This is a genomic window from Oceanobacillus sp. Castelsardo (genome assembly GCF_001659985.1).
Classification (GTDB): Bacteria; Bacillota; Bacilli; order Bacillales; family Amphibacillaceae; genus Oceanobacillus.
Window position 1 is genome coordinate 16,110 of the sequence record NZ_LYCS01000002.1, and the last position, 25,918, is coordinate 42,027.

Here is a 25,918-nt window from a genome sequence, read left to right on the forward strand (position 1 = left end):
TTAGTCTAGTGAATGCCTTAGTTGCACTTTTGCAAGGACTTTCCCGCCAAAGGAAAAACCCTCGCTATGAAAAAGCAAAGGGTTCTCCAGAGTATCATTTTCAATTAAACAATCAAGGAAAACGTGGGAACTTTTTGAAGTCCGGTTTTCTCTTTTCTTTGAAGGCATCTCTACCTTCTTTAGCCTCATCTGTTGTGTAATAAAGCAATGTTGCATCTCCACCAAGCTGTTGTAAACCAGCTAGTCCATCTGTATCTGCATTGAATGATGCTTTTAGGAAACGGATTGCAGTAGGTGATTTTTCAAGAATTTCTTCACACCATTGTAGTGTTTCTTCCTCCAATTGATCTAGAGGTACTACTTTGTTTACCATACCCATCTCGTATGCTTCATCCGCATTATATTGACGACATAAGTACCAAATCTCTCTTGCACGTTTATGACCGATATGACGAGCTAAATATCCTGCACCATAACCAGCGTCAAAGCTACCTACTTTTGGTCCTGTTTGGCCAAATATCGCGTTATCTGCTGCAATTGTTAAATCGCAAACAACATGAAGAACATGTCCACCACCAACAGCATAACCAGATACCATGGCAATAACCGGTTTAGGAATTGTACGAATCAGTCTTTGTAAATCAAGCACGTTTAATCGTGGAACTTGGTCGCTTCCAACATATCCACCATGTCCGCGTACAGACTGATCTCCGCCAGAACAAAATGCTTTATCTCCTTCACCAGCTAGAATAATTACACCAATTTCGGAATCATCTCTAGCATCCGTAAACGCATCAATCATTTCATTTACTGTAAGAGGTGTGAACGCGTTACGCTTTTCAGGGCGGTTAATCGTAACTTTTGCAACTCCATTATATTTTTCATAAATGATTTCTGAATACTCTTTTGACTTCTTCCATTCAGCAGCCATTTTGACTCCTCCTTTAACAACGGTTATGTACTTCTTTCACAAACTCCGTTACTAGTTTACCAAAAATTTCAGGATTTTCCACGTGAATTGCATGTCCTACATTTTCACATACTTTAAGCTTACATGAAAAAAATAATTTTTGCATCTTTTTATTAATACGAACAAATTTCTCATCTTTTTCACCAGTTAATAAGAAAACTGGTATTGGAATAGTAGATAGATCTTTCCACCATGATGGTTGTTTTCCAGTACCCATGTATCGAAGTGAGGTTGCTAAACCAACTGCATCCTGATTGAGACGTTCTTTCCGTATGGCCTCCTTAACCGATGCGGGAAGATTTTTTTGGGTAGAAAAAAGAGGGATATTCTCCCAAAAGTCAATAAAAGACTGAATCCCCTCTTTTTCTAACTTTTCAGCTAACCTTTCATCATTTTCTATTCGATTCGTTCGTTCCACGTTACTTAATAAACCCGGAGACGCGCTTTCTAATATTAATGATTGTAACCGCTCGGGATATAGGCATGCATAAGATAATGCAGTTCTACCACCCATGGAATAACCCAAAAGATGAAAAGAATCTAGTCCTATTGTTTCAAATATCATATCTAAATCTTTACAGCAATCTTCCATAAATCGTGGGTTTTCAAGTTCCGTTTTTCCATGACCTGGTAGGTCTATTGTAATTACTTTTATACCCTCCACAGAGCGAAGAAAATCATTCCATGTTTCTGTACTTCCAGTAAAACCATGTAGCAGCACGACAGGGATTCCTTCACCATAGGTCTCATACCAATATTGACCATCTTCTAATGAAATGTACACCTCATCATCCCCAACGTTCTAAAATATCTTTCTCAATATCTGTCCAAATCCGACGATGCCATGCAGCATTTTCTGCTCGATCCGTCTTGATTTCTATAACATGTAAACCTTTTTGGTTGTAGCTCGTTTGCAATAGTTCTTTTAATTCATCGTTTGTATTTGCTAATGCATATTTGCCACCATACATAAAAGCAGCGTACCTGAAATCAATATCGAGCGGAGTGCCGAATACAGCTTCAAAATGTTTATTATTATTGGACTGTGGCAAAAACGAAAAAATTCCCCCACCGTTATTATTTATTAAAAGAATCGTAACATTTAATTGAAAGAACTTAGCGGCTAAAAGACCGTTCATATCATGGTAAAAAGATAGGTCACCTGAAATTATAGTAACGGGCTTATTCGAAGTTGCTGCTCCCATTCCACTTGAAATAAGGCCATCGATACCATTAGCTCCCCTGTTTGCCAAGACAGTTACTTTTTTTTCTGTATTTAACATAAAACTGTCGACATCACGGATAGGCATACTATTCGCAACATAAACGTAACTATCATTTGGAGTTACTTCAAATAAACTACGTACTGCCTCTCCCTCTGTCATTTTTTCTTCATGACTAGAAAGTATATATTTTTTAGCAATATGGTTCATATTTTTCCATTTTTTTAGCCAGGAAGGCTCCATTTTAAAATCACTTACTTGAAATAATTCCTCACATAGTTGAGTAGAATCAGCAAAAATAAATTTCGTTCTATTTCCAGTATATTCTCTATAACCAGCATGATTTTCAACGACAAACTGTAGAACATCTTTATTTTCCTTCATAAAAAACATAAAGGGTTTTGATACAGGCATAGCACCAAAACGAATAATAAAGTCTGGTTTTAACAATTCACGGATATTTTTATTTTTTAAGATGGCATCGTATCCTTCAATAATATTATCTAGTGGATGATGACCTGAACGTACTTGTGATAACGGATCTGCTAAAACCGGTACTCCCCACTTCAGAGCCAAATCAGCTGCGGATTCAGCTAAATACGGTTCCATTTGTGGACCACATACAATTAATCCTCGTTTTAAGCCCTTTAACTGGGTTACAAGCGATTTTAAGTCATCAAGGCTAAGTTGTTTCGATCCATCATAAACTAATCGGTCGATATGTTCCCAATGTGGTAATCCTATAGGCTCCCAAAGTTTATCAATCGAAAAATCCGGTGTTAATGGTTCGCGAAATGGAAAATTCAAATGAATAACACCGGGATTCCCTTCATTCGCCATATAAACAGCACGACTTGCTTTATTACGAACGTATTCTAACATTTCTGGTGTTGCCTCGGGTAGCGCCATTTCATGGAACCATTTCACGTAATCACCGTACATTTTAATTTGCTCAATTGCTTGTGGTGCTCCCGTATCACGAAGCTCATGCGGGCGATCAGCTGTTAATACAATTAGTGGCACCCTACTGTAATGCGCTTCTATAATTGCAGGATAATAATTTGCTGTGGCTGTTCCAGATGTGCAAACTAGTACAACAGGATTGCCTTGTTCCTTCGCCATTCCCAATGCAAAAAATGCTGCGGAACGTTCATCAACCAAAACCCATTCTTTAATGTCTGGATGTTCTGTAAATGTTAATGCTAAAGGCGTTGACCTTGACCCAGGTGAAATAACTACATCTGTCACTCCACTTTGTATGATTTCATCTACAAAATTCGCAGTATATCTCGTTAGAATTTCTATATGCTCCATTATTTCCTTATCCCCCTAAAACAGATAACATCGGCAAAAATTTGATGTTGGTTTCTTCATATTCTTCATCAGGATTGGAGTCTTTTACAACACCACATCCTGCAAATAATGAAGCTTCTGTACCTTTAATTAAAGCTGAACGAATAGCAACTGCGAATTCTCCATTCTGATTGCTATCTATCCAACCAATTGGCGCTCCATACCATCCACGATCCAATCGTTCATGATTTCTAATAAACCGAAGTGACGACTCCTTTGGTGTACCACCTAGAGCAGGTGTCGGATGAAGTTTCTCCATAATATCGAATATACTATACCCTTTTTTCAGCGTTGCTGTTACAGGAGTATATAAATGTTGTAAATTCGTTAGAGGATAAACGATAGGTTCATTAGGAACATCAAGATGCGTACAATAATCTTCCATTGCATTTTTTATCATTTTCACAACAAAATCATGTTCTTCGCGATTTTTCTGATCATGTAATAAACCCTCACTGATTGCCTGATCTTCTTCTTTTGTTTTCCCTCTTGGCGCAGTCCCTGCCAAACACGTAGAAAGTAAATGATCTTTCTCTATTTTAACGAGTCTTTCTGGAGTAGCACCGAGAAAACAATGATTATCTTTCTCAATAGCAAAAACATAACTATTTGGATGAGCATCTAATAATTTTTGTAAGATAGATCCGATATTTGCATTCTCATTAAAACGCAAAAACATTTCACGGGCTAAAACAATTTTTTCTATATCTGAATCGTTAATTTCTTCTGTGGCTTTTCGAACGGTATCTTTCCATTCCGTTGGTTCTATTTCTATTTTTTCTTTAATCGTTAACGTTTGCTTTTCTATTGTTGTCTTCTCGAAAAGTCTCTCTTCCAAATCCTTCCATTCATTAGCCAATTGATGTGGATGATCATTTTTCCTTACTAAAACATTCATCGTAACATAGCATTGTTTATTTTGTTTTGTTATTAAAAACTCAGGGATCGTAAAATGACTAGGTTTAAATTTTTCCCATAAAGGTGTAGTTGGTTTTTGGGGATCAAAAGACAGCCCGCCTAATGCAACAATTCCTGTACCCGGTTGTTCATAAGGATTATGGATTGTAGCTTTCTCCAACAACCGATACCATCTTTCTTTTGTTTCTTTAAAGCGGGATTCTTCTGCCATAATCTCATACGCCTGGCCAATCCCGACTAAGTAAAAATCTTCTTCCGAGCTCATCCAAAACATACGGTTCTTCCCTATATATTTCGCCGCTTCAAAAAATGAAAGAGCATCATAATTTTTGATTTTTTTTGTAATACTAACAAGTTGAAAATCATCATCATCTTTTAGACTTTCAATCGTTTTTTCTAGCAAAGCTTCAACTTGTTCTTCTTTTAATTCAATCATTATATGTAAACCTCCGATAGATACCTAAAAACATCCATATATATTTTATGCTCTTTTGCTATCTTTCTCAAGAAAAGGCCTTTTCTTGAGAAATAATTTTTAAGAACGTTCCTTCTAGTCTTCCATAAGTAAGAGAAAACATTGACACCCCATACGGATTCACCTAAAATTAGAATGATGTTCTCTAATAAGTTATCATAATGATTGGTGTCAGGAGGAAGACTTGAATGCAGTCTACTAATAATAATATAAAGCATGCCTTAAATGAAAAAGATGGCTTCCATGTATGGTGGCGAATGACTCGTCCGCATACATTAACTGCCTCTTTTGTTCCTGTATTTATTGGAACCATGCTTGCTTACATTGACGGTACGATAGACTGGCTATTATTTTTTGCCATGCTCGTCGCTTCCATACTAATTCAAACAGCTACAAATCTTTTTAATGAGTACTACGACTTTAAAAGAGGCTTAGATACAGAAGAATCTGTAGGAATTAGTGGTTCTATTGTACGTGATGGAATTAAACCAAAAACGATTAAAAATCTTGCCATTATCCTTTATATTTTAGCCATGTTTATTGGGGCTTATATTTGTTACGTATCTAGTTGGTGGATCATGGTAATCGGGCTTGCTTGTATGGCTATTGGATATTTATATACTGGTGGTCCTCTACCAATTTCGTCCACACCTTTTGGGGAGCTTGCATCCGGACTAATGATGGGATCCGTTATTATCGGTATAAGCTATTTTATCCAAACGGATGTATTAACCGGACAAGTCGTATTCATATCACTTCCTGTTATGATTCTTATCGGAAGTATCAATATGGCAAATAATATTCGCGACAGAGATGGAGATAAAAAAGGCGGTAGAAAAACAATACCGGTTCTTTTAGGTAGAGAAAAATCCATAACTGTTATGGCATTTTTATTTTTTATTGTCTACCTTCTAACTGCGTCTTATATTATTTTTAATCTATTACCAATATGGTCTGTCATAACATTCGCAAGTATCCCAATAGCGGTTAAAGTGATTAAAAATTTTCGTGGCAAAACAGAACCTCTTGAAATGATGCCAGCAATGAAGGAAACCGGAAAAAACAATACCATATACGGGTTACTTTTAGGTATATCGTTGTTAATAAGTCATTTTATTTAGGGGGATATAAATGAAAGATTTATTTAATCATACATTAATGGAAAACTTAGGGATAGAAGTCGTTTCCTGTGATAAAAAGGAAACGATTATGACTATGCCGGTAGACGAAAGAACTCGCCAACCATATGGCTTTTTACACGGTGGGGCATCCGTTGCTCTCGCCGAAACTGTCGCAAGCATGGGAGCAGCAATGAATGTCGACCTTAATGAATTCAATGTCTTCGGTATTGAAATTAATGCCAACCACATTAAAAGTAAAAGAGATGGAATAGTTACGGCAAAAGGAAGACCTATCCACAACGGCAAGACAACCGCTGTATGGGAAGTACTCATAACCGACGAGGAAGATGCTTTAATATGCGTTTCAAGATGTACGATAGGTATCGTTCCTAAGAAAAAATAATAGACGATTGAAAGATGGAGAAGCAGTGAATGAAACTGCTTCTTTTTTCACAAAAGAAAAAGCTAATCCCACGGGACTAGCTTTGAATATTGTTTATACAAATTTAGCTTGTTGTTGTTCTACCCAGTTCTTCATCTTGATGAATAGTGGAACAAATAATAATCCTACTATGATTCCTTTAATCGCATTAAAAGGAAGAACCCCTACTAAAACAGAAGACCAAATAACTTGCGGGGTCATTTCCCAACCCATAAACCAGCCATAAGCCGGTAAGATAATAAAGTAGTTTAAAACACTCATTCCAATCGTCATAATGATCGTTCCAGTTACTAGACCTGAAACAACACTTTTTACACCTTTTTTAAATCTATGATAAAAAATAGATACCGGCATAACAAACATAAGACCTGCTATAAAGTTTGCCACAACTCCAATTGGATCACCAGCACCCGAAACCGCAAGATATAATAAGTTTTTCACTGTTACTACAATAACACCCGCGATTGGAGAAAAAATAAGGCCTGCCATTAAAGCTGGAACTTCGCTAAAATCTATTTTCAAATAAGGTGGTAGAAATGGCAGTGGAAAGTTTAAGAAAAATAATACTAATGAAATAGTCCCTAATAATGCCAAAATAATTAATTTAACTAAGCTTATTGTTTGCTTCGTTGATTTTTCCATTGAATATCCTCCTTCAATTTTATCACGTCTTAACCGGCTGGCCGACTAATAACGCAATGTCCTATTGCAATGTCGGCACTCGCACGTCCTATGCTTCGTAAGACCCCCTCTTTCCAATTAGGGGACAACAGCCAGTAGCGCTCTGATAAGTTCAACTAACATTCAGTCGGGGGTGAAAAAACGTCCCCCCAACTGAATGAGTTTCACTTTATCGATTTCTATCTTGTCGCGAAGGAGAAGCCTAGATCTGAAAAATATGCTACAAAAGCACAAAAACCCTAAAGGCCTAATGGGGCTTTAGGGTTTAATATACATGAGTATAGCAAATTAATGGTACAAAAAAGTACCAAAATCAGGCTCGACATCTTCTCTCATCCAGACTTTAACTGTCGGTCCTGGATTTCCACCAGGTCAACCACAATCTAAATAAATTGTGGGTCGCGGACTTGTAGCAAATAGCTATTTACCGCCGGTCGGGAATTACACCCTGCCCCGAAGATTGAAATCGATTATGAAATTATTACTTATACTATACATCATATTTTTCAATTTGAAAAGACTTATTTACTTTTCTTTATTTTACATTTATTTTCGCTAATCAATCTTCCAATGGATTAAGGCTTTCTTTTCCTGTCATGTCAGCAATCATCGTTACTAGTAACTCTATTTCTTGTTCTATGTCGATAAAACTAGCTGTTTCAACAGGCGAATGCATATAACGTAATGGTAGTGATACTAATGCAATCGGAACTCCCTTACCAGTCAATCTCATTTTATCAGCATCCGTTCCTGTCAATCTTGGGGTTAATTCATATTGAACATTCATATCCAATTTCTTAGCAGCGTTTTCCAATAATTTGTTCATTTTAATGTTAATCGGGGCACCTTTAGCTAAAACAGGACCGTTCTCCAATCTTACATCCCCATATTTGTTTTTATTTACTCCCGGATAATCTGTTGCGAATGTTACATCGCACGCAATAGCCATCGTAGGTTTAATTCCTGATGCAGCAAAATAAGCTCCCCCCATATTCGTTTCCTCATTTACCGTACTTGCTGCATAAACACCTACATTTATATCCTTGTTTGATAATCGTTTTAATACTTCTGCAACAATGAATGACCCAGTCCGATTATCTAATCCCCTACCTGAAACATAACGTTCCTTTAATATTTCAGGTTCCGTTTTATATACACATAAATCACCAATTTGAACTTCTTTTTCAGCTTCCTCTTTGGATTGATATCCACAATCTATAAATAAATCACTTAAATCAAAATCATTCTTCAAACCACCATGGTGTTGGGCGTTAACACCTATTACTCCAGTAGTTGTTTTTCCATAGCCTAAAACCGTTACTTTCATGCCTACCGCAGCTTTCGGATTAATCCCACCCATTTTATCAAAGTGTAAAAATCCATTTTCATCAATTCGATTAATAACAAGTGCTATTTCATCACAATGGCCTGCTAGCAAAATTTTAAATTCAGCATTTGGGTTTAACGCGCCAATTGCATTACCCGCATTATCTGTTATAACTTCATCCGCAAATTCTTTCACATAGTTAATCCATTTCTTTTGAATTACCATCTCCATACTGGAAGGGGATGGTGTTTTTAATAGTTCTAATAGAAATTCTTTGTTAAATTTCATCAAGACTTTCCTCCTTTTGGCAACAATTAATTAGATTAATAATAGCAAAAATAACAGCGTAGAGCACTTAAGTTTATCCAAACTAATTTAATTGGTAATATAGAGAAAAGATAAAAATGGAGGGTATGACATGGAATTAAATCAATGGTTTGAAAAAGCGATGTCACCAGACGAATATATACAAAATATGGAAAAAAATAAAGAAGGTCTTCTTCATATTTATGAAAACTTTCAAACACCTGAGGATACAGATTTCTTCAAAAAGATAAAAGAAAAAAATCTTCGTGCCATCGTTCTTACGGAGGATTGGTGTGGCGATGCGATGCTTAATGTCCCAATACTACTAAGATTATCTGAAAAAGCTGGAATTGATGTTCGTATGCTTCTTCGCGACTCCAATTTAGAGTTAATGGATCAATATTTAACAAATGGTAAAGCCAGATCGATTCCTATTTTTATTTTTATTGATAAAGAGGGAAATGAATTCACTAAATGGGGACCTCGTGCGGATGTAGTTCAACAGTTTGTAGATGAAAAGAGAAGGATTTTACCACCAAAGGATGCAGAAGACTTTGATGAAAAATCAAAAGAATTATATAAGTCCATGTATCAAGCATTCCAAGAAAATACAGAATTCCGCCCAGAAGTTTACCAAAGCATCAAAAATGCATTAAATAAATAACGAAAAAAATGGTATCGAACATTCGGTACCATTTTTTCTTTTATTTTACATGTATTACAATTATGAATTTCCGTCCATACTATTAAGAAAAACCTTAATAGGTGAATCGTATGACTATCAAGTTTATTAAATATCTTTATTTACGCCTTCCCATACTTATTAAATTACTTCTACTTGTTATCATCGTTATGGTATTTTATGGTATCCTTATTCATTTTATTGAACCAAAACAGTTCCCTACTATTTTTGATGGGATCTGGTGGGCGTTTGTTACAGCGGCAACAGTTGGATACGGAGATTATACACCGTTAACTACGGAAGGTAGAATTATAGGTATATTTTTAATGTTGACTGGTGGAAGTTTTATCGCTCTTTATGTTTCAACCGTATCTTCACGTGCGGTAAGAAGAGAACAAGACCTTATAAGCGGGAAAATTAAATTCAAAGGACAAAATCATCTCATTTTTATCGGCTGGAATGAGAGAACAAGACAACTTATTGAAATCGTTACAAATATTTTTCCTGATATTGAAATTGTTCTAATCGATCATTCGGAGAAAAGGATTTCCTATCAAAATTATCCCATTCATTTTATTAAAGGTGATGCAACAGAAGATTATGTGTTACACATGGCTAATATCGAGCGCGCTTCGAGGGTATTAATCTCGGCAAATGATTTAAAGAGCGAGAGACATTCGGATAACTGGACCATCCTAGCAACACTCGCTATTAGAGGTAATAACAAAGATGTCCCTATTGTCGCGGAAATTTTATCAAAAGTTCAAATTGAGAATGCATTAAGAGCTGGAGCCACAACCATTATACGTTCAAATGACTTTATGAGTGTTCTGTTTTTCCATGAATTATCACATGTGAAAACAGCTACTCCCTTTGAGGACATAACTAACCTCTTAAAACAAAAACAATTTTCCCATTCCAAATGTCCAGAGGAGTTAGTGGAACTATCTTTCTTAGACGCATCTCAAAAATTATTAAAAAGAGGTCATTTACTTCTTGGAATCATACGAAACAAACAATATCAAATTCATCCCTCTCCTGATTTTAAAATAAAAAAAGAGGATATTTTATTATCTATAATAGATTGGTGAACTTCTTTTGCTTGATATACTAATGTATGATAAAATTATTTATTGTCTAATAGAGGATATTCAAATAAGAATCGAAAAAATAGGAGATGTTCGGCATGACAAATAAATTTGAGGCTGGTCAAGTATTAGAAGGTAAGGTAACAGGAATCCAACCATATGGTGCATTTGTTGCTTTAGATGATGAAACTCAAGGTTTGGTTCATATTTCTGAAATCACTCACGGTTTTGTTAAAGATATTAATGACCATTTATCAGTTGGCGATGAAGTAAAAGTTAAAGTATTGAACGTGAATGAAGAAAATAACAAAGTATCACTTTCCATTAGAGCAACTGAGGAAGCACCAAAAAGAGAAGCTACTAAGACTCAAAAAGTTCAAAAACCAAAACAGCAAGAAGAAGCAACATCAGGTTTTAATACTCTTAAAGATAAACTACAAGAGTGGATTGAACAATCAGAGGAACGTGAAGGTACATTTAAAAACTAAGAAACACTATGTAGGGCATGAACAGTCAAACTGGACATGTCCTTTATTTTGTTGTATATAACCTCGACCATCTATGCAACTAAAGTATTCATAAACCCATAGCAATACTTTTTTTCTAAACGATTTTTATTTAAATTGTTTATTATTTTTAAAATTTCTTTCTTGATTTAAAATATCTAATTAGTTAAAGTATAAAGTGAAACTCATTCATTGGGGGGCCTTCACCCCACACTGAATGTTAGTTGAACTTATCAGGGCGCTACCGGCTGTTGTCCCCCACTTAGATCTCTTGGTTTAACTCGACTTTTGAAGCGGGGGGCTTACGAAGCACAGGACGTGCAAGTGCCGACATTGCAATAGGACATAGAACATTGCGTTTTTAGTCGGCCAGCCAGTTAAGACGTGATAAACATATATCTTTTAATATTAGGAGGATTTTAAAAGCATGACACATATATCTTTTAATTATGATAAAGCTTTGTCATTTTTTAATCAAAGCGAAGTGGACAACCTTAGCGACTTTGTCAAAGCCGCTCATAACATGTTACATAATAAAACTGGAGCTGGAAGTGACTTTTTAGGGTGGGTTGACCTTCCAGAAAATTACGATAAAGATGAATATGCGCGTATTCAACAAGCTGCAGATAAAATCAGAAATAATTCCGACGTTCTATTAGTTATTGGGATAGGTGGTTCTTATCTAGGTGCTCGTGCAGCTCTAGAAATGTTAAACCACTCGTTCCAAAACATTCTTTCCAAAGAAGAAAGAAAAGTACCACAAATTATTTTTGTTGGTCATCATTTAAGCTCTACTTATATGAGTGAATTATTTGATGTATTAAAAGATAAAGATTTCTCTATAAACGTTATTTCAAAATCAGGTACAACAACTGAACCTGCTGTTGCTTTCCGTATCTTCAAAAAATATTTAGAAGAAAAATATGGTGTAGAAGAAGCAAAAAGTCGTATTTTTGCAACAACTGACAAGGCAAGAGGCGCATTAAAGACTTCAGCTGATGAAGCTGGGTATGAAACTTTTGTGATTCCTGATGATGTTGGCGGTCGTTTTTCTGTATTAACTGCAGTAGGACTTCTACCAATCGCTGTAAGTGGTATTAATACAGATGAAATGATGCAAGGCGCTAGAGACGCAATGAATGATTATTCTGATCCTTCATTAGAAAACAATGCCGCATATCAATATGCTGCTGTCCGTAACATCCTTTACAGTAAAGGGAAAGTAACAGAATTACTTATTAACTATGAACCAAGCTTACAATACTTCTCAGAATGGTGGAAACAACTATTCGGAGAAAGTGAAGGAAAAGACCAAAAAGGAATTTATCCTTCTTCAGCGAACTTTACTACAGACTTACATTCCTTAGGTCAATATATTCAAGAAGGTCGTCGCAACATTTTCGAAACAGTTCTACATGTTAATAAATCAAAAATCGATTTAACTTTAGAGGCAGAAGAAAATGATTTAGACGGATTAAATTACCTAGCCGGTAAAACTATTCAAGAAATCAATGACAAAGCATTCCAAGGTACCATGCTTGCACATACAGATGGAGGAGTACCTAATTTAATTTTAGAAATTCCTGAGATTAACGCTTATACTTTCGGTTATCTTGTGTACTTCTTTGAAAAAGCTTGTGGTATGAGTGGATATCTATTAGGTGTTAACCCATTTGATCAGCCAGGTGTAGAAGCTTATAAGAAAAATATGTTTGCTCTTTTAGGTAAACCTGGGTATGAAAGTCAAAAAGAAGAATTAGAAAAACGCTTATAAGTTTAAAGCACCTCAAATACGAGGTGCTTTTTTATATTTTGTCATTATATAATAATCCATCATCAGTATTTGTTTCTATTACTTTTAACCGGTCTTTCTTTTTTATGTAAATACTTTTATAAGAAACTTGCCCATTTTCATCTTCAAAAAGTATAATACGTTTTTGATTATTATCTTCAACTACCCTTGGTGAATAATCGTTAACAGGTATTAATGTTTCCCAAATTACCATTTCTTCATAATTCACTTCATCATTTCCCATTCCAGTTTCACGTTTTCCTTTGTTCGCTTCCGTATTTTTCTGAGTGGTAGTAGTTTCTTGTTGTACATCTTTATTCGGCTGTTCTAGATTTTGAGAACTCGTACTACCACAAGCACTCAAAAATACCGAAATCATTAGAAATACTATTATTTTTTTCATACATTTTATTCTCCTTTATTTTTATTTTCATTTTTTATTATAAATGTCTAAATGAAAATTGTTCTAAGAAAATGATTAGAATTCAATGAGAAAAAAATCTTTTTATTTTTTTTCAAAAAAAGGTTTATATTTCCTATACCGGGGTAAACTTATACCGTAAGACTTTCTCGTATTCCCCCTGTATGCAAGGCGTTAAAACGCTTTGCTTTTTTTTTGCCATTTTTTCCTTTTATTACTGCTGATTTGTTATAATAACCATAATGAACAATAGGAGGTTTAATGTAGTGAGTATTTTTGATGAAGTACATAATCGCTTAAACACACGTTCTATCAAATGGGATCTTAGAAAATTTATCTTTCAAAATGAAGATGTTTTGCCTATGTGGGTGGCAGATATGGATTTCCAAGCCCCACGTGAAGTAAACGAAGCACTTATTAAACGTGCCGAACACGGTATCTATGGATATACAATTGTAGATAATGATGTGAAAGATTCTATCGTAAATTGGGTGAAAACTCGACATAATTGGGAGATTAATCGGGATTGGCTTTCTTTCAGTAAAGGCGTTGTTACAAGTTTACATATGGCAATTAGGGCATTTACTGAGCCTAAAGACAAGATTTTAATACAAACACCAGTTTATACTCCGTTCTACAATGTTATTCAAGCCCATAATCGGAAAATTGTTAAAAGCCCATTAGTTAAAGAAAATAACTACTATACGATTGATTTTGATGACTTTGAAGAAAAATTAAAAACAGGGGTAAAAGCTTTTATACTTTGTTCCCCTCATAACCCGGTAGGAAGAGTTTGGAAAAAGGCTGAACTAGAAGAAATGGCTAGACTATGTTTGAAACATAATGTACTTATTATTTCTGATGAAATTCATGCTGATCTTGTATTTTCTGGAAAGAAACATATTCCAATTGCTTCTCTATCTGAAGAGATTGCAAATCATACTATAACTTGTATGGCTCCTTCTAAAACATTTAACTTAGCAGGATTAGAGGCATCTTATGTTATTACTACAAATAAAGATAAACAGGAAAAACTAATTGAAGAATTCCAAAATCAAGGACATGGTAACGGATTAAATACGATGGCAAATACTGCTTTAGAAGCAGCATATAATCATGGTTCTCCTTGGCTTAACGAACTTCTCACTGTCTTAGAAAGCCATAAAGACTATGTTACAAGAGAGCTTGAAAGTAACACAGATTTACGCGTTACACCTTCTGAAGGGACTTACCTACTTTGGATTGATTGTAGTTCACTAGGCCTCGATGCGAATGAATTGAAAGAGTTTATGGTTCATAAAGCTAAAGTTGGCCTTAACGCAGGTGTCGATTATGGTGAAGAAGGTAAATATTATATGCGAATGAATCTAGCATGTCCGCGAGCAACCATTGAAGAAGGAACTAAACGAATTATCGAAGCAGTAAAAAATAGATAACAACAAATTAACCACGCCCATATGGACGTGGTTAATTTTTGTAATTCATTCTTCTTGTTTTTCATTTGTCTCGGTTGGGTCTGTAGGGGTGTCTTCTGTATTAGCATCAGAACTTGAGTTAGGTTCTGCTTTAATTTCCCCACACATAATTCGAGCTCCAGAGTTCCCGGCGGGCTGGCTTACTCCATCATCTTGTGATTCATGTACAACTAGTGAAGTACCGTCTCCCTTCAATATAGAATTCTTTCCTTCACTCAGTGTTGCACCACTCAGCATTAATTCCGCATCTACTAATCCATCACTATCTGCTTCTATATTTGGTAAATCACCTAAGTGGGCCCCCTCTGGATGCATTAATCCGTGTTCATTACCTTCTGGATTGAGATGGCTTCCAGCACTCTTAAAATCAGGACCCTCACATAACGGGTACTCATGAACATGTATACCATGAAGTCCCGGAGTCAGACCTTCCAGCTTTAATTTCACTTGAACACCATCCGGCATCTCATTTAATGTCGCTGCTCCAACCATATCCCCTGCACCATTATACATTTCAACCGTTCTTGTTGACTCACTTTCCCCATTACTACATGAAGCCAAGACTAAAGTAAATAAGATTATGAATATTAAACGCATGTAGCTTTTCCCCTTTTTAGTGCATTTTACGTTATTATTCACTTGTTGCACGGAAATATACAAACGTTAAATAGCTATGGGTCTTGTTTTTACTAAAACAAAAAAAGAAGCATATCATAAGTGATGCTCCTTTTGATATTACTTTTCATCAATAGTCTTATTCGCCCGTTGCAACTGTTCGTTATATTTTTTATTGAACTCCTCCTCATCCTTCTTGGACTTCTTATAAAAAACATACATCGCTACACATGCTAATGACATAAAAATGACTAATGAAATGACAGCCGGGATATATTCTGTCTTATCTTCTGGAAAATATAAAAACGGCATCAATATATACATATTCATTTTATCGCCTTCCTTCCACTGTTCATTATAGCAAAATAAGATTATTTCCAAAACCTATTTCCATATTATTCGCTTAATTGTACTTTTTTTGGCACAATATACTTTGAGGTGATATGTTATGGCTGAGGTAAACATAGGAGATATTGTAAAAGCACATTACCATTCAGGAACTTACATAGGAAAAGTAAAGGAAGATAGAGATAGAAACTATCTAATAGAAGTATTAGCTGTGCTAAAGCACCCTATGCAAGGGGATCTTCATAATCTCGGACAAGTGGAGGGAGTATTCTTCCATGAAAGAAAAGCACTATTCTATCAAGAAAAAATGAATGTAAAAAAACCTGCTGTCCATCCATATGAAGCAGAAATACCTTCTTATGGGGATTCATTACAGGCTGCGGTTCATACATATAAGGAGAAACTTTTACAAGAGGAAACAGCTTATAATCAACATGCAATGCTCACTTTGGAACGACTGGAAGAAAACAATTATAAAAAACGTTATTATAACATAAAAAACTAGAGGGTAATCTATTCTCCCTCTAGCTTTTTATTAAACAATTATTCCCCTAAATGCTCTTTAACAACTTCTGCTAACGCATTTAATGCTTCTTCTTCGTCATTTCCTTCAGTAGTAATTTCAATCTCTGCTCCACTAGGAATTCCCAATGACATAACACCCATAATGGATTTTAAATTAACGGATTTACCTTTGTAATTAACATTTACCTCGGATTCAAATTGTCCTGCTTTGTTAACTAATAACGTAGCTGGTCTTGCATGAACACCAGATTCCGCTGTGATTTTAAATGTTTGTGATTTCATTTTTTCACCCTTCTTCCTATAATTCAATCGTACATTACTTAATTTGTACGATGTTGACTATGTTTATTATATACAATTTTATATATTTATCAAACGAAACGGCATCATTCACAAAGAAGGTTAGTTGTCCCGACAGAATATTGATAACCAGCCCATTAAAATATGATACCCGTCCTACTATAAAAGTCTATTATATTTTTAAAACAATCACATTTGTCTTCCTTTTCACAATATGATACCGTTATTTTACAACCTTATGTTAAAGGAGGACAATAATGAGCGTCCATATTGGTGCAAAAAAAGGAGAAATTGCGGATAAAATATTATTACCTGGAGACCCATTACGCGCAAAATTTATTGCCGAGAATTTCCTAGAAAATGTAGTTCAATATAATGAAGTTAGAGGAATGTTAGGATTTACTGGAACTTATAAAGGTGAACGAGTATCTGTTCAAGGTACGGGTATGGGGGTTCCTTCTATATCCATTTACGTGAATGAATTACTCCAAGAATACGATGTACAAAAGCTAATTCGTGTTGGAACCTGTGGCGCCCTCCAAAAAGATGTAAAAGTTAGAGATGTAATTTTGGCACAAGGGGCTACTACCGATTCACAAACGAACCGAATGATTTTTAATCAAATAGATTACGCACCATTAGCAGATTTCGATTTATTAAAGGCTGCTTACGATCACGGGGTACAAAATGGTTTAAGCTTAAGGGTAGGCAATGTCTTTACAAGCGATTCTTTTTATCGTGTAAATGCGCAGCAGATTAATGAATTGCTCGCAAGCTACCAAGTATTAGCAGTAGAAATGGAAACGACAGCGCTGTATACACTTGCCGCAAAATATAACCGAAAAGCTTTATCGGTCTTAACCGTTTCAGATCACATCTTAACAGGTGAAGAAACAACTGCAGAGGAAAGACAAACCACTTTCAATGACATGATGGATATCGCTTTAGATACAATTATTAAGTAAATTCAAGAAAAGAACCTGTCATTAGGTTCTTTTTTATCTTAAAAATAGTATATGTTTTCTTTTACCTAGTTCACACCTATGTTAAAATTACTACAATTACATAATCTATATTTAAAGAAATTTAGGTCCACTCACGCAGGAAGAAAGGTTTTACTTTTCAATCTGCTAAAAATTACTCAGGTAGGTGTTGAAACATAGATGGAGATATTTTCTAATTTTCCCATTTGGGCAGCATTATCAGCAATCGTTTTTGCCCAATTTATTAAAATTCCGATAAAATTTTTAGTAACTAAGCAATTTACACCAAGTATTGCATTTAGTACTGGTGGCATGCCAAGTAGCCATTCAGCGGCTGTAACTGCCCTTACCACAGCGATTGGAATAGTTGAAGGCTTATCTTCATCTATGTTTGCAATATCCGCCATATTTAGTGTAATTACGATGTACGACGCTTCAGGTGTTCGTAGACATGCAGGAAGACACGCCGTTGTGTTAAATAAGTTAATTGATGATTTGCAATTATTCTTTGAACATGCAAAAGACTGGAATAGAAAACAAGATTATGAAAAACGCCAAGAATTAAAGGAATTACTAGGCCATGAACCTAGTGAAGTGTTTTTCGGTGGACTTACTGGAATCCTTGTTGCTTTGGTATTATATCCATTGTTCTAGAACATAGCAAATTGTAAATAATGTTATTGGAAGTTTTCCCTCTACGCTTAGGGCGGCATCATCTTGATATAAGCATTATATGATTAAACGAAAAAAAGTATTTAAAAAATACGCTTGGATATTGAACTGCCCCCTAATTGTTAGACGTAACTAACAATTAGGGGGCAGTTCAATTTATCTAAGCTCTGAGCGCTTTTATTTAATCATCCACTCTTCTTTCAATCCGATATAAATTGCTGTCTGAACACCTGTAATGCTTCATTTTCTTCATTTAATGCAACTAGATCTTCTTCTGTTAAACTTCCATTTCCTTCTTGAATAATAAACACTTCTACTTCTTTTTTGCCCCACTCATTAAAAACATCTTCAACTGTATTAAAATACAAATCAATCTTATTCCCGACTATCGCACTTCCAGTATCCGCTACGACACCATAACCATACTCCGGAATAAACAAAATAGTACCGATAGGAAATACACTTGTATCTGCAGCAATAGTAGAATATAGATCTCTTTTCACTTTTACTCCAGAGAACGTAATTCCAAAAGAAGGATGAGCTTCTGTCTTACCTGTTGATTCATATCCCGCTGTATACCCCGTTGCCACTACTGTTTTAGAAGGAAATCCTTCCACATTAACCGCATCTTCTAATGTCTCAGGCCCATCGATTTCATTATTAGAAATTAATCGTTCCATTGGTTTTACAACATTTAGAGTCTTTTCCCTTTTTCCTTGATTCCTATAATCTAAAGAGTTTTCATCAACTGAGCGTTGTATATTTTCATTTTGAAAATTCTCTGCCCATATTTTCATATCAGTAATTGTAATGTTAGAAATAGAAGAAATGGTTACATATAATGCTATTAAAAATAAGAAAGACAATGTTGTTCTTCGAATAATATTTTTGATCTTCATGAATAACACCTCTCTGGGTGTCAGCATTTCCAATCATATTAAATTTTATTCATTTTTTATATAAAACTATTAAAACATTTGATAACCGTTCTTTCTTAATAGCTTCATAACATATCCAGCCATAATGGTTCCTAAGAAACCGAATACAAATAAAATGATGTCATAACTCGTTAAATTTACTAATTTAAAGCCTAGAGTTGAAAAGGCTTGTCCAGGCCTAACAAAATATTCCCAGGTTGCTAAATTATCAAACATTATAATTAGTATGAATGGATATAAATACGTCATTAGCCATGTTTTACGTATAAGCATATTTACTATAAACCCAATTCCAAAAAACATAACAAAATATAATATAATTGAAACAAATAATTGAACCAATAGAGATACTCCTCTCAACATATGTAAAGATATCATTTTCATTTTATATGAATTCATACAAAAAGCAAAGGAACAGTTTACTCCTTTGCTTTTCTTTAACTATTTAAAAATTTAAATTTACCTTTTTTCAAAACTAATCCAAATCCACCTATTTTTAGAAGGTATTGTATATCGATTAATCGTTTAGCGAGCGGAGCTTTCCAGCCGAATAATTTACGTTTATTAAATATTTGGCCGATTCCATCATTGCTCCCTAGGCAAACAACCATACCTTTAATTTTAGGTTCAAACGTCTTTAATTTATTTCCTTTTATCATTGCTACAACATTATGTGCAACTAATGCTGCTTGTTGAATAGTAATTTGCGCAGTAGGGTTATAGGCTTTTCCACTTTTTTGATCGATAACATTTGCACAATCACCAACAACAAAGATATCTTGGAAATTAGGAGCCTTCATTTCTTCTGTTACTGCTACTTTTCCATCGTTGGTTTGTAATCCCGACTTTTTAACTAAAGAATTGGCTCTTACCCCAGCTGTCCATACTTTCGTAACGGTAGGTATTTCCTGTAGTTTACCATCTTGTTCATAAGTAATTGTATCGGCACTACATTCCTTTATAGTAGCCCTGGTTATAATCTCCACTCCACGAGATGTTAAAGAATTAGTTGCATATTGTTGTAACGATTCATCAACAGTAGGTAAAATAGTTGCTCCTGACTCTAACATAATTAAACGAACCAATGCTTTTTCAATATCATACTCTTTACAGATTTCTGGAATTCGATCAATTAATTCACCAGCAAACTCTACTCCTGTTGGACCGCCACCACCAATAACGATATTTAATCTTCCGTTATTTTTTACATTTTCATTATGATAACAAGCAAAATTATACTCTAAATGTTCTCGTATAAGTCTTGCACTATTGATATCCCCAATAAAAAAGGCGTTTTCCTCCAGTCCATGATTCTCTGGCATTTCGGATTCAAACCCCAATGCAATGATAAGCATATCATACGTTATTGTTTGGTTTTCTAGTTTTATCTTTTTTTCTTCAGGTTTAATGGAAACCACTTTATCTAAAATAAAATTTATTTTCTTTTCATTTATAATGTCCCTAATAGGAATGCGAAGCTGATCATGATGTAAAGATCCAGCCGCATTTTCATGTAGCCAAGCAGCTTGATAATGGTAATCTTCTTTATTTACAAGTGTTATTTCTGCTTCGTTTGCATCTAATTTCTTTTGTAAATTTAATGTAGTTACTATTCCCCCATATCCCGCCCCTAGTATGACGATATGTGGCCTATGCATAATTTCACTTCCATCTCTTAATCTCGTAATCACTCTAACAACAATTATCAGTAATTAAAATTTAATCATTTTGTTACACAATTGTAATATAATTCACATGTAATCATAGCGTGTATTGTTCTCTTTTTCAACCCCTAACTCCAATTTTCTATTCGCTATCTTCTAAAAATCGAATGATACCATGTATACGCTACTACATTTATCAATATTCAAAGTTTTTTCATACCACAAACCCCTTGTTTATGATACTATAATTATTATGTTGTCATTTTAATAGTAGAAATGAGGGTATTATCCATGTCAGAAAAAATCTATGATGTTACGATTATTGGAGCAGGCCCTGCCGGATTGTTCACAGCATTTTATGGCGGAATGAGACAAGCAAGTGTCAAAATCATTGAGAGTTTACCACATACTGGTGGGCAATTAGCAGCCCTGTATCCAGAGAAATATATATATGATGTTGCTGGTTTTCCAAAAATAAGAGCGCAAGAATTAGTTGATAACTTAGAAAAGCAAGCACGTTTATTTAATCCAGAGATTGTTTTAAGTCAGTCTATTGAGAATATTGAGCGAATAGATGAAAACATCCTGAAGCTTACCTCCAATACCGGTGAGATTCATTTAACAAAAACAATGATTATCACTGCAGGTAATGGTGCATTTCAACCGCGCCGCTTAAATATTGGCGATAGCGAACAATTTGAGGGAATAAACCTTCATTATTATGTAAGGGATATGAGTATATTCAAAGACCAACACGTTGTTTTATTAGGCGGTGGAGATTCCGCGGTGGACTGGGCACTGATGCTCGAGCCAATTGCAAAAAAGGTTACCTTAGTTCATCGTCGCGATGAATTTAGGGCTCATGAGCATAGTGTAGAAAAACTTCATTCCTCTAACGTTGATATTTTAACTCCTTATGCTGCGGCTGACATTGTTTCTTCAAACAAAATTGATCAATTGATTTTGCAAGAAGTGAAAGGAGAGAACCAAATTACATTAGAACCTGATTCTATCATTTGTAATTATGGATTCATCTCTAAATTAGGTCCTATTAAAGATTGGGGCTTAACGATTGAAAAGAACAGTATTGTTGTTAATTCAAAAATGGAAACGAATATTCCAGGAATTTATGCAGCTGGAGATGTTTGTACGTATGATGGTAAGGTGAAACTGATTGCAACTGGATTCGGTGAAGGACCAACAGCAATCAATAATGCTAAACGTTATATCGATCCCAAAGCACGCGTACAGCCTAAACACTCCTCTGATTTGGATTTGTTCTAAAAATAAAGAAGCTATCTACAGACTTATTCTGCACGATAGCTTCTTTATTTACCTATACTTATTTCTTCTAACGCCTCTCTATCGATAATACGTATTTTTCGTTGGCCTTTTTGTTCAATCCATCCATTTGTTTGAAAATTGGACAAACGTCTACTTATTGTTTCCGAAGTAGTTCCCAAATAAGATGCGAGGTCTTTTTTGCTCATTGGCAATTCTATATTCGTTGTATTGTGTTTTTCAGCTAACTCTAATAAATAACTTGCTGTCCGTGTTTCTACATCCTTTGAACTGAGATTTCCAACTAGTTTTTCAGTTTCATCTAATCTGTTACTAAATTGCTCTAATATTTTTATAGCTATAGTCGGATATTGCTGCATTAGTTGTTGCATATCATTACGATGAATGGCACATATTTCTGTTTTTTCCATCGCCTCCGCGTAACTATCTAATGTTTTCTCGGTGAATAAAGCCAATTCCCCCATGAATTCACCAGATTCCAATATACGAAGTAACTGTTCTTTTCCAGATTCGAACAATTGATAGTTTTTAACCCGTCCTTGATGAACGATGTATAAATATTCTAATGGATCTCCTTCACTAAAAATAATTTCTCCTTTTTTAAAATGTAAATGACGACTCATATCTGCAATTTTTTCCATTTCATCGAATGTTAAATGATTAAAAAAAGGAACCTTTGATACACAAAGTTGATCTTTACTTATTCCATGATAACACCTTTGACTCATTTCGTTCTCTCCATTCAAAATACTAAAAAAACTAGAATACTTCCATAAGTATTCTAGTTAGAAAAATTAACAATCTCCTGGTGTTCCTACAACATCTTTCGTTCTAAAGGATGAGCCACATCCACAAGAATATACGGCCTTCGGATTATCAATACTAAACCCGCCACCCATCATATTCTCTTTATAATCAATCGTTGTACCTTCTATAATTGGAATATCCTGTGAATGAATGACAACTGGGATACCATTAACTTCTTCTTGTACATCCAATTCCTCATTTATTTCATAATCAAATCCGATTGAATAAGATAATCCGCTACAACCGCCGCCTTTTACACCAAAACGTAGACGAACATTCTCATTTTCTTCTTGCATCATTTCTTTTATTCTTGTACTTGCTTGATTGGTTAAATTAATTACCATCTTCACGGACCTCCTATTTAGATAGTATTTTATTATAAGTATAACAAAGTAAAACTAACAACTTCAACTAATTAATTTGGTTTTATTCAGGGTATACCTTCTGCAATTATTTCATCATTAATTACAATAATAAAACAAGACTTGATTTGCCGCATACACCGTAATATTTAATTTTTCAGTATCCATATCTTAGGTTCACCATCTCCAGTGATTTTCATTTTACAAAATGTTATATTCAAGATAAAATAGAAATAAACATATATTAATTAAACCAAAAAAATTCAAATAGATTTTTTTAGTCGAAAATTTTATAATGAAAATAGGGAAAGGAGAAGAAAACTATGTATGAACAAGTTCAAGAAGTGTTAAATAAATTACGTCCATTCCTATTACGTGATGGTGGAGATGTAGAATTAGTTGATGTGGACGATGATGGAGTCGTTCTATTACGACTAATGGGGGCTTGTGGAAATTGCCCAAGTTCTACCATTACTCTAAAGGCCGGTATTGAACGCGCCCTTACATCAGAAGTACCTGGTGTAAAAGAAATCGAGCAGGTTTTCTAATAAGGATATTTATTAAAGGCAGGAACAGAATTTGTTACCTGCCTTTTTTTCGTTTAAACCGGTGTTTTTGCACCTCTACCCTGTATTACACCATCTACATTTTCGAAACAAAGTTGTATCATTTTGGTTCTTGTTTCCGTACTAGAGGAACCAATGTGTGGTAAGCATACAACATTATTTAACCCCAATAACGGGTGTTTACTATTAATTGGTTCATTAGCAAATACATCAAGTCCCGCAGCTGCAATCACTTTATTCTTTAATGCATCTACTAACGCTTCTTCGTTCACTACTCCCCCGCGTGAAATATTAATGAAAATGGATGATTGTTTCATTTTTCGGAATGAATCCTTATTAAAAAGTTCAGTCGTTTCGTCAGTTAACGGTATAACAGACACAACATAATCCGATGAACGTAATAGCTCATCAAAAGAGACATAAGATGCTCCTAGCTCTTTCTCTGCCTCTTCCTTTCTACTTCGATTATGGTATAAAATTTCCATGCCAAAACCTTTAGCTCGTTTAGCAATTGCTTCTCCTATTCTTCCCATCCCAACGATTCCTATCGTCTTATGATGAATATCTGTTCCCGCTAATAAAAACGGTGCCCAATTTTTCCATTGACCCGTTTTTATGTAATCGTTTGCTTCAACTACTCTTCTAGCTGTTGTCATAAGCAATGCAAAGCCAAGGTCAGCTGTCGTTTCTGATAATACATCGGGTGTATTTGTAATTATTATTCCACGTTTTTTTGCTGCATCCAAATCGATGTTATCAAATCCAACTGCAAGATTTGCCACCACTTTCAGATGTGGTGCACTAGACAATAGTTCTTTATCTATTTTCTCACTAAGCATACATAGGATTCCATCAGCATGTTGGGTTTCTTTTAACAATATTTCTCTTGGTACCGGTTCTTCTTCTTTTTCCCACATACGAATGTCGTATTGATCTTCATAAGATTTTACAAGTTCTCTAGGAATTTTTCTTGTAATATAAATTTTTGGCTTATTCATTTTATCCCTCATCCTTTGTTAAACTATTTCTATAACCAGTTTATCATAGGAATATTTAAAACTTTAGGATTAATATTTATACTTTCATAAAAGTTTCTTAACACGTCTTCATAATAAGTTTGATTATCTACAAGACTCCTTAATTCTTTATATAGAATCTCGTCATTCTCTGCAGTAAAACCATGTATTAATAGATCTAAAATATGATTAGGAAAAAGTAAGCGCCCAAACAATAAACGTAAGCTAAAAATGGATAATGGACGAACGGTCTGATATTCATTTAGAAATTGGTGTATTACTTCTTTACTTTCTTTTTTCACTAAACAATTTCTAATATTTTCTGCTACATCTCTAACTGGATGATCGTAGACAAGATTTTCGACCCATAAGATGGAATTATTTAATTGATTATGATAACGGTGAAACGTAATGGTTCCTTGGTCTACTTCATGAAATCTAGTCTCAGCTTCACTTTCGCGAATATATTGTATAGCATTTTCGCTTATTCCAATAATATAAGGTAAAACATCCATAACAAGTTGATAATAGGCATTCGGATTTTTATTTGCCTCTTCCTCCACCCTACTCTCAATGTAATCAAGTTTTTCAATCCACAATGATTTCCACCTACCGTAACTCGAAATTTCCTTTGGTTGATACTGATACCTTGATCCAATCTGATGAAATTCTGCCAATCTTCTTCCTTCCAATTTTTTATCCTCTTGTTGCATATTTGTTACCTGCATCACCATATAATTTTTATTATGGTAAGAAGTAACCCATTCTCCTTGAAGATTTGGAATTGGTAAGGTGATAAAATCTATTTGATTGTCTCTTAAAAAATATGCAAGACTCGCCTGTTCCAAATAAACCATTTCCTTGTTTTCAATAGAAGTGATAAAATTGAAATAATTACCAGTCCTATATCCTTCTTTTCTCGCAAAGCCTATTTTTTCATCAACTTGGATACCATAATAAGTAGAAAGAAAATCATTAAAAGACACTGATATCTCTCCTTTCCATTACTTAGAGTGCCTGTGAACTTCCTCTTAGAGTAT

29 protein-coding genes and 1 riboswitch are annotated in these 25,918 nt (G+C 34.7%); of the genes, 12 read left to right on the forward strand and 17 right to left on the reverse strand.

Annotation, left to right across the window (positions count from 1 at the left end):
- Positions 1 to 112: 112 nt before the first annotated feature.
- From menB to A9178_RS04320, 4 genes are read right to left on the reverse strand one after another with little or no spacing between them, the layout of a single operon-like run.
- Positions 113 to 931, reverse strand: a complete 819-nt coding sequence (gene menB, locus A9178_RS04305; RefSeq protein WP_068672744.1) for a 1,4-dihydroxy-2-naphthoyl-CoA synthase — start codon at positions 929 to 931, stop codon at positions 113 to 115.
- Between the two features lie 13 nt (positions 932 to 944).
- On the reverse strand, positions 945 to 1,754 hold the full coding sequence (gene menH / locus A9178_RS04310; protein ID WP_068672745.1) for a 2-succinyl-6-hydroxy-2,4-cyclohexadiene-1-carboxylate synthase: 810 nt from the start codon (positions 1,752 to 1,754) through the stop codon (positions 945 to 947).
- Positions 1,755 to 1,758: 4 nt separating this feature from the next.
- Positions 1,759 to 3,507, reverse strand: coding sequence for a 2-succinyl-5-enolpyruvyl-6-hydroxy-3-cyclohexene-1-carboxylic-acid synthase (gene menD / locus A9178_RS04315; RefSeq protein ID WP_068672746.1), 1,749 nt, complete (start codon positions 3,505 to 3,507; stop codon positions 1,759 to 1,761).
- Between the two features lie 7 nt (positions 3,508 to 3,514).
- Positions 3,515 to 4,900 (reverse strand): isochorismate synthase, encoded by a 1,386-nt coding sequence (locus A9178_RS04320; protein WP_068672747.1) that lies wholly within the window; start codon positions 4,898 to 4,900, stop codon positions 3,515 to 3,517.
- Positions 4,901 to 5,127: 227 nt separating this feature from the next.
- Here A9178_RS04320 and A9178_RS04325 point away from each other — a divergent pair, with 227 nt between their 5' ends.
- On the forward strand, positions 5,128 to 6,060 hold the full coding sequence (locus tag A9178_RS04325; RefSeq protein ID WP_068672748.1) for a 1,4-dihydroxy-2-naphthoate polyprenyltransferase: 933 nt from the start codon (positions 5,128 to 5,130) through the stop codon (positions 6,058 to 6,060).
- A 10-nt stretch (positions 6,061 to 6,070) separates the two neighbouring features.
- Positions 6,071 to 6,463: a PaaI family thioesterase gene (locus A9178_RS04330; protein WP_068672749.1), complete on the forward strand. Its 393-nt coding sequence runs from the start codon at positions 6,071 to 6,073 to the stop codon at positions 6,461 to 6,463.
- A gap of 93 nt (positions 6,464 to 6,556) precedes the next feature.
- On the opposite strand, the gene A9178_RS04335 is transcribed toward A9178_RS04330, so the two are convergent.
- Positions 6,557 to 7,144, reverse strand: a complete 588-nt coding sequence (locus A9178_RS04335; protein ID WP_068672751.1) for an ECF transporter S component — start codon at positions 7,142 to 7,144, stop codon at positions 6,557 to 6,559.
- Between the two features lie 359 nt (positions 7,145 to 7,503).
- A riboswitch (FMN riboswitch) is annotated at positions 7,504 to 7,648 on the reverse strand.
- A 94-nt stretch (positions 7,649 to 7,742) separates the two neighbouring features.
- Entirely contained in the window at positions 7,743 to 8,798 is a 1,056-nt protein-coding gene (locus A9178_RS04340; protein ID WP_068672753.1) for a M20/M25/M40 family metallo-hydrolase, read from the reverse strand.
- 130 nt (positions 8,799 to 8,928) lie between these two features.
- On the opposite strand from A9178_RS04340, the gene A9178_RS04345 reads away from it, so the two are divergent.
- The 4 genes from A9178_RS04345 to A9178_RS04360 all read left to right on the forward strand — a co-directional run bounded on the left by A9178_RS04345 (position 8,929) and on the right by A9178_RS04360 (position 12,866).
- A complete protein-coding gene (locus A9178_RS04345; protein ID WP_068672755.1) occupies positions 8,929 to 9,480 on the forward strand; it encodes a thioredoxin family protein in 552 nt (183 codons plus the stop codon).
- A gap of 110 nt (positions 9,481 to 9,590) precedes the next feature.
- The gene (locus tag A9178_RS04350; protein ID WP_068672759.1) at positions 9,591 to 10,589 is read left to right on the forward strand and encodes a potassium channel family protein; all 999 of its coding nucleotides are present in this window, start codon (positions 9,591 to 9,593) and stop codon (positions 10,587 to 10,589) included.
- Positions 10,590 to 10,684: 95 nt separating this feature from the next.
- Entirely contained in the window at positions 10,685 to 11,074 is a 390-nt protein-coding gene (gene yugI, locus A9178_RS04355) for a S1 domain-containing post-transcriptional regulator GSP13 (RefSeq protein WP_068672761.1), read from the forward strand.
- 445 nt (positions 11,075 to 11,519) lie between these two features.
- On the forward strand, positions 11,520 to 12,866 hold the full coding sequence (locus tag A9178_RS04360) for a glucose-6-phosphate isomerase (RefSeq protein ID WP_068672763.1): 1,347 nt from the start codon (positions 11,520 to 11,522) through the stop codon (positions 12,864 to 12,866).
- Positions 12,867 to 12,897: 31 nt separating this feature from the next.
- Here the strand turns inward: A9178_RS04360 and A9178_RS04365 are convergent, their stop codons facing one another.
- Positions 12,898 to 13,287 carry a putative periplasmic lipoprotein gene (locus tag A9178_RS04365; RefSeq protein ID WP_068672766.1) on the reverse strand — a complete coding sequence of 130 codons (390 nt, stop codon included), beginning with the start codon at positions 13,285 to 13,287 and terminating at the stop codon, positions 12,898 to 12,900.
- Positions 13,288 to 13,571: 284 nt separating this feature from the next.
- Here A9178_RS04365 and A9178_RS04370 point away from each other — a divergent pair, with 284 nt between their 5' ends.
- Positions 13,572 to 14,741, forward strand: coding sequence for a MalY/PatB family protein (locus A9178_RS04370; RefSeq protein ID WP_068672768.1), 1,170 nt, complete (start codon positions 13,572 to 13,574; stop codon positions 14,739 to 14,741).
- Between the two features lie 45 nt (positions 14,742 to 14,786).
- Here the strand turns inward: A9178_RS04370 and A9178_RS04375 are convergent, their stop codons facing one another.
- Together A9178_RS04375 and A9178_RS04380 are read right to left on the reverse strand one after the other, a co-directional pair.
- On the reverse strand, positions 14,787 to 15,377 hold the full coding sequence (locus A9178_RS04375) for a superoxide dismutase family protein (protein WP_068672774.1): 591 nt from the start codon (positions 15,375 to 15,377) through the stop codon (positions 14,787 to 14,789).
- Between the two features lie 138 nt (positions 15,378 to 15,515).
- A complete protein-coding gene (locus A9178_RS04380) occupies positions 15,516 to 15,725 on the reverse strand; it encodes a hypothetical protein (protein WP_231889792.1) in 210 nt (69 codons plus the stop codon).
- A gap of 118 nt (positions 15,726 to 15,843) precedes the next feature.
- Here A9178_RS04380 and kapB point away from each other — a divergent pair, with 118 nt between their 5' ends.
- On the forward strand, positions 15,844 to 16,248 hold the full coding sequence (kapB, locus tag A9178_RS04385; RefSeq protein WP_068672779.1) for a kinase-associated lipoprotein KapB: 405 nt from the start codon (positions 15,844 to 15,846) through the stop codon (positions 16,246 to 16,248).
- A gap of 38 nt (positions 16,249 to 16,286) precedes the next feature.
- Here the strand turns inward: kapB and A9178_RS04390 are convergent, their stop codons facing one another.
- The gene (locus A9178_RS04390; protein WP_068672783.1) at positions 16,287 to 16,550 is read right to left on the reverse strand and encodes a phosphocarrier protein HPr; all 264 of its coding nucleotides are present in this window, start codon (positions 16,548 to 16,550) and stop codon (positions 16,287 to 16,289) included.
- A gap of 275 nt (positions 16,551 to 16,825) precedes the next feature.
- Here A9178_RS04390 and deoD point away from each other — a divergent pair, with 275 nt between their 5' ends.
- On the forward strand, positions 16,826 to 17,533 hold the full coding sequence (gene deoD, locus A9178_RS04395; protein ID WP_068672784.1) for a purine-nucleoside phosphorylase: 708 nt from the start codon (positions 16,826 to 16,828) through the stop codon (positions 17,531 to 17,533).
- Positions 17,534 to 17,731: 198 nt separating this feature from the next.
- Positions 17,732 to 18,205, forward strand: a complete 474-nt coding sequence (locus A9178_RS04400) for a divergent PAP2 family protein (protein ID WP_068672785.1) — start codon at positions 17,732 to 17,734, stop codon at positions 18,203 to 18,205.
- Between the two features lie 218 nt (positions 18,206 to 18,423).
- On the opposite strand, the gene A9178_RS04405 is transcribed toward A9178_RS04400, so the two are convergent.
- The 3 genes from A9178_RS04405 to A9178_RS04415 form a co-directional block, all read right to left on the reverse strand.
- A complete protein-coding gene (locus A9178_RS04405) occupies positions 18,424 to 19,122 on the reverse strand; it encodes a 3D domain-containing protein (protein ID WP_068672786.1) in 699 nt (232 codons plus the stop codon).
- 69 nt (positions 19,123 to 19,191) lie between these two features.
- Positions 19,192 to 19,503, reverse strand: coding sequence for a YuiB family protein (locus A9178_RS04410; RefSeq protein ID WP_197482150.1), 312 nt, complete (start codon positions 19,501 to 19,503; stop codon positions 19,192 to 19,194).
- 95 nt (positions 19,504 to 19,598) lie between these two features.
- Positions 19,599 to 20,819 carry an NAD(P)/FAD-dependent oxidoreductase gene (locus A9178_RS04415; RefSeq protein WP_068672787.1) on the reverse strand — a complete coding sequence of 407 codons (1,221 nt, stop codon included), beginning with the start codon at positions 20,817 to 20,819 and terminating at the stop codon, positions 19,599 to 19,601.
- Between the two features lie 297 nt (positions 20,820 to 21,116).
- On the opposite strand from A9178_RS04415, the gene A9178_RS04420 reads away from it, so the two are divergent.
- Positions 21,117 to 22,109, forward strand: a complete 993-nt coding sequence (locus tag A9178_RS04420) for an NAD(P)/FAD-dependent oxidoreductase (RefSeq protein WP_068672789.1) — start codon at positions 21,117 to 21,119, stop codon at positions 22,107 to 22,109.
- Positions 22,110 to 22,153: 44 nt separating this feature from the next.
- On the opposite strand, the gene A9178_RS04425 is transcribed toward A9178_RS04420, so the two are convergent.
- Together A9178_RS04425 and A9178_RS04430 are read right to left on the reverse strand one after the other, a co-directional pair.
- Positions 22,154 to 22,855 (reverse strand): Crp/Fnr family transcriptional regulator, encoded by a 702-nt coding sequence (locus A9178_RS04425; protein ID WP_068672791.1) that lies wholly within the window; start codon positions 22,853 to 22,855, stop codon positions 22,154 to 22,156.
- Positions 22,856 to 22,921: 66 nt separating this feature from the next.
- Positions 22,922 to 23,278 carry a HesB/IscA family protein gene (locus A9178_RS04430; RefSeq protein ID WP_082918090.1) on the reverse strand — a complete coding sequence of 119 codons (357 nt, stop codon included), beginning with the start codon at positions 23,276 to 23,278 and terminating at the stop codon, positions 22,922 to 22,924.
- A gap of 341 nt (positions 23,279 to 23,619) precedes the next feature.
- Between A9178_RS04430 and A9178_RS04435 the strand changes: the two genes are divergently transcribed.
- Positions 23,620 to 23,844 (forward strand): NifU family protein, encoded by a 225-nt coding sequence (locus A9178_RS04435; RefSeq protein WP_068672796.1) that lies wholly within the window; start codon positions 23,620 to 23,622, stop codon positions 23,842 to 23,844.
- 53 nt (positions 23,845 to 23,897) lie between these two features.
- Here A9178_RS04435 and A9178_RS04440 read toward each other — a convergent pair whose 3' ends face one another.
- Together A9178_RS04440 and A9178_RS04445 are read right to left on the reverse strand one after the other, a co-directional pair.
- Positions 23,898 to 24,860 carry a 2-hydroxyacid dehydrogenase gene (locus tag A9178_RS04440; protein WP_068672797.1) on the reverse strand — a complete coding sequence of 321 codons (963 nt, stop codon included), beginning with the start codon at positions 24,858 to 24,860 and terminating at the stop codon, positions 23,898 to 23,900.
- A 29-nt stretch (positions 24,861 to 24,889) separates the two neighbouring features.
- Positions 24,890 to 25,864 (reverse strand): protein kinase family protein, encoded by a 975-nt coding sequence (locus tag A9178_RS04445; protein ID WP_068672799.1) that lies wholly within the window; start codon positions 25,862 to 25,864, stop codon positions 24,890 to 24,892.
- Positions 25,865 to 25,918 lie beyond the last annotated feature (54 nt).

What these genes read in the sequence shown, in the direction of transcription:
- A9178_RS04425 (WP_068672791.1), bottom strand. Translation starts at nt 22,855, where the DNA reads ATGAGTCAAAGGTGTTATCATGGAATAAGTAAAGATCAACTTTGTGTA.
- A9178_RS04390 (WP_068672783.1), bottom strand. Translation starts at nt 16,550, where the DNA reads ATGAAATCACAAACATTTAAAATCACAGCGGAATCTGGTGTTCATGCA.
- A9178_RS04415 (WP_068672787.1), bottom strand. Translation starts at nt 20,819, where the DNA reads ATGCATAGGCCACATATCGTCATACTAGGGGCGGGATATGGGGGAATA.
- A9178_RS04440 (WP_068672797.1), bottom strand. Translation starts at nt 24,860, where the DNA reads ATGAATAAGCCAAAAATTTATATTACAAGAAAAATTCCTAGAGAACTT.
- A9178_RS04360 (WP_068672763.1), top strand. Translation starts at nt 11,520, where the DNA reads ATGACACATATATCTTTTAATTATGATAAAGCTTTGTCATTTTTTAAT.
- A9178_RS04330 (WP_068672749.1), top strand. Translation starts at nt 6,071, where the DNA reads ATGAAAGATTTATTTAATCATACATTAATGGAAAACTTAGGGATAGAA.
- yugI (WP_068672761.1), top strand. Translation starts at nt 10,685, where the DNA reads ATGACAAATAAATTTGAGGCTGGTCAAGTATTAGAAGGTAAGGTAACA.
- A9178_RS04320 (WP_068672747.1), bottom strand. Translation starts at nt 4,900, where the DNA reads ATGATTGAATTAAAAGAAGAACAAGTTGAAGCTTTGCTAGAAAAAACG.
- A9178_RS04350 (WP_068672759.1), top strand. Translation starts at nt 9,591, where the DNA reads ATGACTATCAAGTTTATTAAATATCTTTATTTACGCCTTCCCATACTT.
- A9178_RS04380 (WP_231889792.1), bottom strand. Translation starts at nt 15,725, where the DNA reads ATGAATATGTATATATTGATGCCGTTTTTATATTTTCCAGAAGATAAG.
- A9178_RS04375 (WP_068672774.1), bottom strand. Translation starts at nt 15,377, where the DNA reads ATGCGTTTAATATTCATAATCTTATTTACTTTAGTCTTGGCTTCATGT.
- A9178_RS04335 (WP_068672751.1), bottom strand. Translation starts at nt 7,144, where the DNA reads ATGGAAAAATCAACGAAGCAAACAATAAGCTTAGTTAAATTAATTATT.
- A9178_RS04325 (WP_068672748.1), top strand. Translation starts at nt 5,128, where the DNA reads ATGCAGTCTACTAATAATAATATAAAGCATGCCTTAAATGAAAAAGAT.
- deoD (WP_068672784.1), top strand. Translation starts at nt 16,826, where the DNA reads ATGAGCGTCCATATTGGTGCAAAAAAAGGAGAAATTGCGGATAAAATA.
- A9178_RS04405 (WP_068672786.1), bottom strand. Translation starts at nt 19,122, where the DNA reads ATGAAGATCAAAAATATTATTCGAAGAACAACATTGTCTTTCTTATTT.
- A9178_RS04430 (WP_082918090.1), bottom strand. Translation starts at nt 23,278, where the DNA reads ATGGTAATTAATTTAACCAATCAAGCAAGTACAAGAATAAAAGAAATG.
- A9178_RS04435 (WP_068672796.1), top strand. Translation starts at nt 23,620, where the DNA reads ATGTATGAACAAGTTCAAGAAGTGTTAAATAAATTACGTCCATTCCTA.
- A9178_RS04420 (WP_068672789.1), top strand. Translation starts at nt 21,117, where the DNA reads ATGTCAGAAAAAATCTATGATGTTACGATTATTGGAGCAGGCCCTGCC.
- menB (WP_068672744.1), bottom strand. Translation starts at nt 931, where the DNA reads ATGGCTGCTGAATGGAAGAAGTCAAAAGAGTATTCAGAAATCATTTAT.
- A9178_RS04340 (WP_068672753.1), bottom strand. Translation starts at nt 8,798, where the DNA reads ATGAAATTTAACAAAGAATTTCTATTAGAACTATTAAAAACACCATCC.
- A9178_RS04400 (WP_068672785.1), top strand. Translation starts at nt 17,732, where the DNA reads ATGGAGATATTTTCTAATTTTCCCATTTGGGCAGCATTATCAGCAATC.
- kapB (WP_068672779.1), top strand. Translation starts at nt 15,844, where the DNA reads ATGGCTGAGGTAAACATAGGAGATATTGTAAAAGCACATTACCATTCA.
- A9178_RS04365 (WP_068672766.1), bottom strand. Translation starts at nt 13,287, where the DNA reads ATGAAAAAAATAATAGTATTTCTAATGATTTCGGTATTTTTGAGTGCT.
- menD (WP_068672746.1), bottom strand. Translation starts at nt 3,507, where the DNA reads ATGGAGCATATAGAAATTCTAACGAGATATACTGCGAATTTTGTAGAT.
- A9178_RS04345 (WP_068672755.1), top strand. Translation starts at nt 8,929, where the DNA reads ATGGAATTAAATCAATGGTTTGAAAAAGCGATGTCACCAGACGAATAT.